The sequence below is a fragment of the Streptomyces sp. NPDC007863 genome (assembly GCF_040633895.1).
Taxonomy (GTDB): domain Bacteria; phylum Actinomycetota; class Actinomycetes; order Streptomycetales; family Streptomycetaceae; genus Streptomyces.
Genome location: NZ_JBEYEI010000023.1, coordinates 130,856 through 136,951, shown reverse-complemented (window position 1 = coordinate 136,951; position 6,096 = coordinate 130,856). Strand labels below are relative to the sequence as shown.

At 72.0% G+C, this 6,096-nt stretch carries 6 protein-coding genes and 1 rRNA gene; all 7 read right to left on the bottom strand.

Annotation, left to right across the window (positions count from 1 at the left end; genetic code table 11):
* Positions 1 to 87 (bottom strand): 16S ribosomal RNA (locus tag ABZ621_RS31330); the annotation flags it as partial.
* A gap of 553 nt (positions 88 to 640) precedes the next feature.
* Positions 641 to 835 (bottom strand): hypothetical protein, encoded by a 195-nt coding sequence (locus ABZ621_RS31325; protein WP_360609816.1) that lies wholly within the window; start codon positions 833 to 835, stop codon positions 641 to 643.
* 118 nt (positions 836 to 953) lie between these two features.
* Positions 954 to 1,622 (bottom strand): ATP-binding cassette domain-containing protein, encoded by a 669-nt coding sequence (locus tag ABZ621_RS31320; RefSeq protein ID WP_360609815.1) that lies wholly within the window; start codon positions 1,620 to 1,622, stop codon positions 954 to 956.
* Positions 1,615 to 2,607, bottom strand: a complete 993-nt coding sequence (locus ABZ621_RS31315; RefSeq protein ID WP_360609814.1) for an ABC transporter ATP-binding protein — start codon at positions 2,605 to 2,607, stop codon at positions 1,615 to 1,617. The genes ABZ621_RS31320 and ABZ621_RS31315 overlap by 8 nt, the downstream gene beginning before the upstream one ends.
* Positions 2,604 to 3,440 carry an ABC transporter permease gene (locus ABZ621_RS31310; protein ID WP_360609813.1) on the bottom strand — a complete coding sequence of 279 codons (837 nt, stop codon included), beginning with the start codon at positions 3,438 to 3,440 and terminating at the stop codon, positions 2,604 to 2,606. Before ABZ621_RS31310 ends, ABZ621_RS31315 begins: the two co-directional genes overlap by 4 nt.
* A complete protein-coding gene (locus ABZ621_RS31305) occupies positions 3,433 to 4,425 on the bottom strand; it encodes an ABC transporter permease (RefSeq protein WP_360609812.1) in 993 nt (330 codons plus the stop codon). The genes ABZ621_RS31310 and ABZ621_RS31305 overlap by 8 nt, the downstream gene beginning before the upstream one ends.
* Positions 4,422 to 6,041, bottom strand: coding sequence for an ABC transporter substrate-binding protein (locus tag ABZ621_RS31300; protein ID WP_360609811.1), 1,620 nt, complete (start codon positions 6,039 to 6,041; stop codon positions 4,422 to 4,424). The genes ABZ621_RS31305 and ABZ621_RS31300 overlap by 4 nt, the downstream gene beginning before the upstream one ends.
* Between the last annotated feature and the right edge of the window lie 55 nt (positions 6,042 to 6,096).

Here is a 6,096-nt window from a genome sequence, read left to right as displayed (position 1 = left end):
CCACCCCGAAGGGCTTCATCGTTCGACTTGCATGTGTTAAGCACGCCGCCAGCGTTCGTCCTGAGCCAGGATCAAACTCTCCGTGAATGTGTACCGGATATCCGGTTCGACACTCGCGTTGAGCGGGACGGTCAAGTCGGAATGTGACCGACCGTCCACAGCGTCCTCGCTGTGTTTTGTTTCAAAGGAACCTCGACCAACCGAAACCGGCTGGACGGGGTATCAACTAATCTGGCGTTGATTTTTGGCACGCTGTTGAGTTCTCAAGGTGCGGACGCTTCCTTCGTTCCTGTTTCCAGGCCCTCCGGGCGCTTCCTTCGTTTCCGACTCTATCAGATCCTTTCGGCGTCTGATTCCCAGTCAGCGGGATTGCCTTTCCGGCCGTTGGGCCGTTCCGACGAGTGAGACTTTAGCGGATTCCCCGCCCCCGACGCGAATCGGGGGTTTCGAATCCTCATTTCGCAAAAACGAACGGAAAGCAGAACGACGCGACGAATGACCGGTCGTAAGGCTCGCTGGTTCCTGCGGAATGACTGTCCGGGGCCGACCGGAGTCGGTACTCACGTCGGACAGCTCGGAGAACATTACGGATCGGGCGGACCAGTGTCAACCGCGCAGGTGGGGCGACACCTCCGGGTGATCACGGGCGGAGGCTGGACACGACCTCGGCGGTGGCGGCCACGCCGTTCTGGATGGTGGGGGCCATGCTCGTGCCGGCCAGGAAGAAGCCGAGCAGGGCGCAGACGACGGCGTGGGTGACCTTGAGGCCTCCGCTGCGCATGAAGATCACGGCCAGTACGAGGAGCAGCACCACGACGGAAACGGAAACGGCCATCGCTCTCACGTCCTTCTTCTGCCGCACCGGAATTGCGGCGTTCGGCGGACAGTGTGGCGGAATGGGCGATCCGTCCGGGGGAACGACGGGGCGGCCATTCGGGTGACAGGCGAAAGGATCATGCACGGGGGCGGGGCAGGCAGTCCTGCCACTCGACCGTCCGGTCGCACCAGCGGTTCAGGAGGACGCGGTCGTGGCCGACGGCGAGGAGGCCGGCGCCGGTCTGTTCGCGGTAGGTCTCGACGGCGGCGACGAGGGCGGCCGTGGTGGAGGCGTCGAGCATGGCGGTCATCTCGTCGCAGACCAGCCAGCGGGGGCGCAGGGTCAGCGCGCGGGCGAGGCAGGCGCGCTGGAGCTGGCCGTCGCTGACGGCGTGGGGGCGGCGGGTGAGGAGTTCGGGGGTGAGGCCGACGGCGGGGGCGAGCTCGGCGACGCGGTCGGCGGCCTCGGCCTTGCGGCCGGTGGCGCGCAGGGGTTCGGCGATGAGGTCGGCGAGGGTGAGCCGGGGGTCGGCGGCGGTGCGGGGCTGCTGGAAGACGACGCCGACGGCCGTGCGCTGCTCGCGGGGGGCGCGGTGGCGCCAGGCGGTGACCTCGGTGCCGTCGAGGACGAGGCGGCCGGCGTCGGGGCGGTGGAGGAGGGCGGCGACGCGGGCGAGGGTGGACTTGCCGCAGCCGCTGGGGCCGAGGAGGCCGACGGACTCGCCGGGGGCGACGGTGAGGGAGGCGTCGCGGAAGACCGGCCTGCGGGGCTCGTATCCGGCGGTGACGGAGTCGAGTTCAAGCACGGGGGCGCTCCGGGTGGTGGCAGGCCACGCCGGCGCCGAGGGCCGGGACGGTGGCGCAGAGGTCGGTGGCGCGCGGGCAGCGCGGGGCGAAGGCGCAGCCTTCGGGGAGGTCGGAGAGTTCCGGGGGCATGCCGGGGATGGGGGTGAAGGCGCGGTCGGGGAGGGCGTCGAGGAGGCCGCGGGCGTAGGGGTGGTCGGGGCCGGTGGTGCCGAAGAAGCGGTGGGCGGGGGCGAGCTCGACGATCCGGCCCGCGTACATGACGGCGACGCGGTCGGCGATGCGGGCGGCGGCGGTGAGGTCGTGGGTGATGAGGAGGAGGCCTCGGCCGTCGTCGGCGTGGCGGCGGAGTTCGTCGGCGGTGCGTTCGACGAGGTCGCGGTCGAGGCCGGTGGTGGGTTCGTCGGCGAGGAGGAGGGGGGCGTCGCCGATGAGGGCGAGGGCGGTGGCGGCGCGCTGGGCGAGGCCGCCGGAGAGCTCGTGGGGGTAGGAGTCGAGGTGGGTGGCGGGGAAGGCGGCTCGCTCGGCGGCGTCCTCGGCGGCTTTGCGGCGGCCGGAGCGCGGGGTGTCGGTGAGGGCCCGGACGGTCTCCTCCAGGTGCGCCCGTACGGTGCGGACCGGGGTGAGGTGGGCGGCGGGGCTCTGGGGGACGAGGCCGACGCGCCGGCCGCGTACGGAGCGGGCGAGGGTCTTCTCGTCGGCGGTGAGGAGGTCGGTGCCGGCGATCAGGGCCGTACCGCTGGTCTCGGCGTTGGCGGGGAGGAGGCCGAGGAGGGCGGAGGCGAGGACGGACTTGCCGCAGCCGGATTCGCCGACGAGGGCGAGGCACTCCCCCGGTGCCAGGTCGAAGTCGGCGTCGGTGACGGCGGCGACCGTGCGGCCGCCGCGCAGGCGGAAGCGGACGGTGAGGCCGCGGACGCTGAGGAGGGCGTCCTCGGCGCGTTCGGCGGTGACGGCGTCGAGGGCGCGCGCGACGCGGGCGTTCACAGCATGAGCTCCGATCGGCGGCGGGGGTTGAGGCGGTCGCGCCAGACGCCGGCGAGGCCGGCGATGGCGAGGGTGGGGACGATGAGGAAGAGGCCGGGGAAGAGGGTGGGCCACCAGTCGCCGGCGAGGAGGGAGGAGCGGGCGGACTGGACGAGGTTGCCGAGGCTGGCCTGGTGGCTGGGGAGGCCGAGTCCGAGGAAGGAGAGGGCGGACTCGTGCCACATGGCGTGCGGGACCATCAGGACGGCGGCGAGGCCGGCCTGCGGGAGGACCGCGGGGAGCAGGTGGCGGGTGGCGACGCGGCGGCGGGAGGCGCCGCCGGAGATGGCGGCCTCGATGTGGGGGCGGGTCCGCAGGGAGAGGACCTCGGAGCGGACGATGCGGGCGGTGGAGAGCCAGTGGGTGACCGCGACGGAGGCGATGACGGGCCAGACGCCGGGGCGGAAGAGGGCGACGACGAAGATGCCGAGGAGCAGGTGCGGCACGGAGGAGAAGGCGTCGACGAGGCGCATGAGGGTGCGGTCGGTCCAGCCGCCGAGGGCGCCGGCCGCGGCGCCGACGGCGGTGCCGAGGACGGTGGCGACGAGGGCGGCGACGAGGCCGACGAGGAGGGAGATCCGCAGGCCGTAGACGCAGCGGAGAAGGAGGTCGCGGCCGACGTCGTCGGTGCCGAAGGGGTGGTCCCAGGAGGGCGGGAGGAGCTTCTGGGAGAGGTCGACGGCCTGTTCGTCGAGATGGACGAGCGGGGGGACGAGGAGGACGGCGAGGGCGACGGCGCCGACGACGGTCGCGGAGGCCCAGAGGCGGAGGCGGTGGGTGCGGGGGTCAGCCATCGAAGCCCACCCTCGGGTCGGCGAGGCCGTACAGGAGGTCGGAGAGGAGGTTGCCGAGGAGGACGGCCGCGGTGGCGAGCACGGTGAGTGCGGCGAGCAGCGGGAAGTCGACGGCGGTGGCGGCCTGGACGGTGGCGGCGGCGATGCCGGGCCAGCTGAAGACGGTCTCCACGAGGAGGGCTCCGGTGATGATCTCGGGGACGCGGGAGCCGATGAGGGTGAGCATCGGGAGCATGCCGGAGCGCAGGGCGTGGCCGGTGAGGACGGTGCGTTCGGCGAGGCCGCGGGCGCGGGCGCCGCGGACGGGGTCCTCGTCGAGGGCGTCGCCTACGCCCTGGCGGACGTAGAGGAAGAACCAGGGCAGCTGGGTGACGCCGAGGACGAGGGCGGGGAGGACGAGGTGGCGGGCGACCTGGTCGGGGGTGACGGTGTCGCTGGCGGTGTCGGTGAGGCCGCCGGCGGGCAGGACGCCGAGTTCGAGGGAGAAGAACCAGATGGCGAGGAGGCCGAGCCAGAAGGCGGGGGCGGCTTCCAGGGTGTACGCGAGGGCGCTGACGGTCCGGTCGAGGAGGCCGCCGCGGCGGCGTCCGGCGAGGACGCCGAGGAGGGTGCCGAGCGCGATGGCCACGGCGAAGGCGGTGGCGGCGAGGAGGACGGACCAGCCGAGGCGTTCGGTGATGACGTCGGCGACGGGGCGGCGCATGACGGAGGAGTCGCCGAGGTCGCCGGTGACGGCCGAGGTGACCCATTCCCACCAGCGGGTGAGGAGGGGCTGGTCGACGCCGAGGTTGTGGCGGAGCTGGTCGAGGTTGTCCTGTGAGGCGGTGAGGCCGGCGGTGCCGGCGTAGGCCTTGACGGGGTCGAAGGGGGAGGCTTCGGCGACCGCGAAGACGGCGAGGGTGACGCCGAGGAGGACGGGGACGGCGGCGAGGGCGCGCCGTCCCGTCATGCGGGCCATGGCCCCCCAGGGGAGGCGGCGGCTCACTTCTCGGTGTCTCCGGTGTTCTTCTTGGGCTTCCAGCTCTCGATGTTCCACCAGGGGCCGGCGGCGAGGCCGTGGTCGTGCGGTTCGACCTGGGTGCCGAGGCCGTCCCAGGCGTCGTTCACGACGTAGAGGTGGTCGATGTGGGTGAGGAAGGTGTAGCCGGGGTTCTTGGCGAGTTCGCGCTGGACGGTGTCGTACGCGGCCTTCCGCCGGCCCTTGTCGTCGGTGCGGCGGCCGTCCTCCAGGGCGCGGTCGACCGTCTTGTTGTCGTACCAGGCCATGTTGTTGAAGCCGTCGCCGGCGAGGGTGGACTTGAGCAAGAGGTACTGGTCGAAGTCGGGGTCGCCGGGGGCGCCGCCGCCGGCGAGGACGGCGTCGGTCTTCATGCGGGGTTCGATGACCTCCCAGGTGCCGGCCTGGGTCTTGATCTCGATGCCGGCCTTGCGGGCGTCGGAGGCGTAGGCGAGGGCGTGGTCCTGGCGGAGCTTGTCGCCGGAGAGGTACCAGAGGGGGAAGGAGGCGCGGACGCCGTTCTTGGCGCGGACGCCGTCGGTGCCGGGCTTCCAGCCGGCCTCGTCGAGGATCTTCTGGGCGCCGGCGAGGTCGTGGCGGCGTTCGGTGCCCTGGGCGAACCAGGGGCTGTCGGTGGGGACGGGGCCGTAGGCGGGCTTGCCGGCGCCTTCGAGGATCTTGTCGACCATGGTCCGGCGGTCGACGGCGATGTCGAGGGCGCGGCGGACGGCGGTGTCGCCGGCGACGGGGTTGTGGGTGGGGAGGGTGACCGTGCGGTAGTCGTAGGTCTTGGCCGTGTAGGTCCGCTTGGCCTTGTCGTCGGCGAAGCCGGCGGCGAGGTTGGGCGGGAGGATGGCGCCGTCGAGGTCGCCGGCGCGCAGGCGGGTGGCGCGGACGTCGTCGTCCTTGATGATCGCCATGGTGAACTTCTTCACCGCGGGGGCGCCGTTCCAGTACGTGGGGTTGGCCTTGAAGGAGAGCTTCTCGCCCTTGGACCAGCCGGTGAGGACGTAGGGGCCGGTGCCTATGGGGTGGGTGGTGAAGGCGCCGGTGTTGACGTCCTGCTTGGCGGCGACGTGTTCGGGGGCGATCGCGTGGACGGTGCGCTCGGCGAAGGGCGCGTAGGGGTACTTGAGGCGGAAGACCACGGTGTCGTCGCCGACGGCCTCGACGCTGTCGAGGGCGTCGAGTTCGGTGCGGGAGGGGTTGTTGGTCTTCGGGTCGAGGATCGTCCGGTAGGTGAAGACGACGTCCTTGGCGGTGAAGGGCGCCCCGTCGCTGAAGGTGACGTCGTCGCGGAGGGTGTAGGTGTACGTGCGGCCGCCGTCGCTGATGTGCGGGAGCGCGCGGGCGAGGGCCGGCTTGAGCTTCATGTCGGCGTCGAAGGCGAGGAGGCCGTCGAAGATCTTGGAGTTGCCGTCCTTGCCGTAGCCGAGGAGGGGGCTGAGGGTGTCGGGCTCGTAGGCGATGCCGACGACGGCGGAGTCCTTGGGTCCTGCGGGGCCTGCGGTGTCTGCGCCGGGGTTCGTGCAGGCCGCGGTGGCCAGGGCGAGGGCCCCGGTGACGGTCGCGGCGGTCGCGCGGCGGACGGTTCGGGCGGCCATCGTGCCCACACCCCTTTTTGAAGATCAACTGTTATTGCGAGCAATTCGCAATTAA

What these genes read in the sequence shown, in the direction of transcription:
- ABZ621_RS31310 (WP_360609813.1), bottom strand. Translation starts at nt 3,440, where the DNA reads ATGGCTGACCCCCGCACCCACCGCCTCCGCCTCTGGGCCTCCGCGACC.
- ABZ621_RS31325 (WP_360609816.1), bottom strand. Translation starts at nt 835, where the DNA reads ATGGCCGTTTCCGTTTCCGTCGTGGTGCTGCTCCTCGTACTGGCCGTG.
- ABZ621_RS31300 (WP_360609811.1), bottom strand. Translation starts at nt 6,041, where the DNA reads ATGGCCGCCCGAACCGTCCGCCGCGCGACCGCCGCGACCGTCACCGGG.